Source organism: Bacteroidales bacterium (assembly GCA_035299085.1).
In the GTDB taxonomy this organism is placed as follows: Bacteria; Bacteroidota; Bacteroidia; order Bacteroidales; family UBA10428; genus UBA5072.
Genome location: DATGXG010000008.1, coordinates 1 through 2,580, shown reverse-complemented (window position 1 = coordinate 2,580; position 2,580 = coordinate 1). Strand labels below are relative to the sequence as shown.

The following is a 2,580-nucleotide window of genomic DNA, read 5'->3' as shown; positions in this document are numbered from 1 at the left end:
GAAATCAAAAAACTGGATATGGCACATGCCTCCGCAATTTTTAAGGGAGATGCAGCGGCATTGGACAGCTTAATGGATGATGATGTTACAGTAAATCATCCAACAAATCGAATTGTGAAAGAAAAAAAAGAGCTATTGGATCTGATTAACAAAGGAGTTATAAGATATACTTCTTTTGAACGTTTCCCAGAAACATTCCTTTTCTTCAAGGATATGGTTGTAGTTATGGGAAATGAAACTGTTGTTCCGGCCAAAGGCGCACCTAATGAAGGAAATACATTAAACCGTCGTTATACAAATATTTGGATGTATCAAAATGGCCACTGGAGATTAACAGTACGACATGCAAATAATGTATGCCTGGACTCCACTGAAAAGCCTAAAAAATAAATAAGAGTCGAGTAGGTAAGGGGGAGTTTCACCCCCAAACCTCTCCCAGAACCGTACGTGAACCTCTCGATTCATACGGCTCTTCATGATAAAGATCCTACGGACGAAAACCATATTGCCAATGCACAAACATGTTAGGGAACGCCTTAGAGACATTCACAAGCCATAAATAAGCATGGTACCATGGTCGACGCCTGAACCTACGATACTTATTACGTACCCAGCGAGCAAGCCTGAAGTTAAGCACACGGAATATTCTCCGCATGGACGACATCCTGAACTTGCCATAGTAGTTGATCCAGTTGTAAGACTTAATTCTAATAATTTCAGCAATCTTATCTATGGTCAGATGCACCATCCTGTGAAGTCTCAATTTATAGAGCACCTCACCGACTTTCTTCTGACTCTTCTGGCTCATTCCAGGAGAGAATCCAAGTTTGATTCTCGTCGTGGTTTTGACTATCCTGGGCTTGAATGTGTACCCAAGAAAGTCGAATGTCCTACTATGCTTCTCCTTAGGATAGAGTTGCCTCTGATTGCTGTTACAATATACTAGCTTAGTCTTGCTGTGATTGAGTTCAAGTTTACACTCATTCAACCTTCGCTCAACCGCCTGTAACATTAACTCAGCTTCTCCGAACTTGCTGCAATGAATAATGATATCATCCGCATACCGCTCGAAGGTGCCTTTGGGATATCTGTTCCCAAACCACTGATCAAAGGCAAAGTGCAGGAATATGTTTGCCAGTATAGGGCTGATTACTCCTCCCTGTGGCGTACCCCTGCTGTTGCTCTCCAAGAGTGTACCGTCAGTTTGTTTGACAGGCGCTTTAAGCCAGCGTTCCACGTATATGAGAATGTATTTCTCTTTTGTGAACCACTTTAGTGCTTTCATCATGAGCTCATGGTCAATGTTGTCGAAGAAACCTTTAATGTCAAGATCAATGGCCCAGCCATATCGCTGGCAATTGACCAGACACTGCTCAATTGCATCATGTTGTCCTTTACCCGGCATGTAGCCGAATGAATTCTTACTTAGATGCTTCAGAACAAGCCTCTCCAATCTACATTTTATGACCGTTTGAGCAACCCTGTCAGTTACTGTTGGTATTCCCAGAGTTCGCATCTTCCCGTCTCCTTTCGGAATCTGGGTCTGTCGGACAGCTGGTGGAAAGTAGCTCCCGCTTGCGAGCCTGTTCCATACCGGATACAGGTACTTTCTTGGCTCCTTTTCTATGGTTTCAATGGCAACACCATCGACACCAGGGCTCTTACCTCCCGACCTCACGTCTTTGAAGGCTTCCCAGACATCCAACGTATCAATAGGATAAATCCTCTGTCTCTTTCCAAAAATCATCCTCAATTTTCATTAAGTTGTAATACAAAAAGAAAACCATCATGTGAAGCCCTTCGCTCCTCTCCCATTACGGAGTATCAGCACTACTACGGCTTCATCCGCCCCTGAAAGGATCTTCGATATTTCGGACTTGCCCTTCGGGTTTGTGTCCTTTTCTCTTAGCATACCCTCTCAGGTTCCTCTGTTCCTTAAGTACGCCCAGATAACGTTCATGCCACCTAAATGCCGGGTATCGTGCAAGCACTAATCAGGATCACGCCTTGCACCTCGCTCTCATTCGGCCGGCAACCTTTTGATTTCGATACCGTAAAAGTTATTTTCGACACTTCATCAGTGGTTCACTTTCGTTCATCTCCGTTACCCACACCGTGACCAAGCTTGTACAAGTACCGCTTAAGTCTTTAACCCTGCCGTTCAGCACCGCCATCTTGAAAACGCAGCACCGCAGGGCGGTTTGGCTAATATGCCTGAACATCTTTGCCGGTAGATCACTCAGATGATCAATGACTACCATATCTTACATGAGACCTCCGATTTTCACCCGATAACCGGGATCGGCTCGTTTCCGAAACTTTCGTCATGTCACCTGACTACCATCGTACTTAAAGTTACGTCACTCATTCAAAGAACTTTTATTTATCTCTTGTACCCTTGAGTGACTCAGAGCACACGCCTAAGCCTAACACGGACGGTAGCATTAATAAACTCGTCACGGTTTTTGCGTTTTAATCCTGCTATCCAGAAAGTTTATCATGGAAGCTGTACCCGGATACGCACCACTGCCCGCCAGCAAACTTCTACACCGGGACTCAAAAGTGGCTTCGTTGGAGCCT

At 44.6% G+C, this 2,580-nt stretch carries 2 protein-coding genes; one reads left to right on the top strand and one right to left on the bottom strand.

The window, feature by feature from the left end; translation table 11 throughout:
* Positions 1-390, top strand: a 390-nt coding sequence (locus VK179_01550) for a nuclear transport factor 2 family protein (GenBank protein ID HLO57404.1), incomplete at its 5' end; no start/stop codon positions are given.
* Positions 391-487: 97 nt separating this feature from the next.
* On the opposite strand, the gene ltrA is transcribed toward VK179_01550, so the two are convergent.
* A complete protein-coding gene (gene ltrA / locus VK179_01545) occupies positions 488-1,747 on the bottom strand; it encodes a group II intron reverse transcriptase/maturase (GenBank protein ID HLO57403.1) in 1,260 nt (419 codons plus the stop codon).
* Between the last annotated feature and the right edge of the window lie 833 nt (positions 1,748-2,580).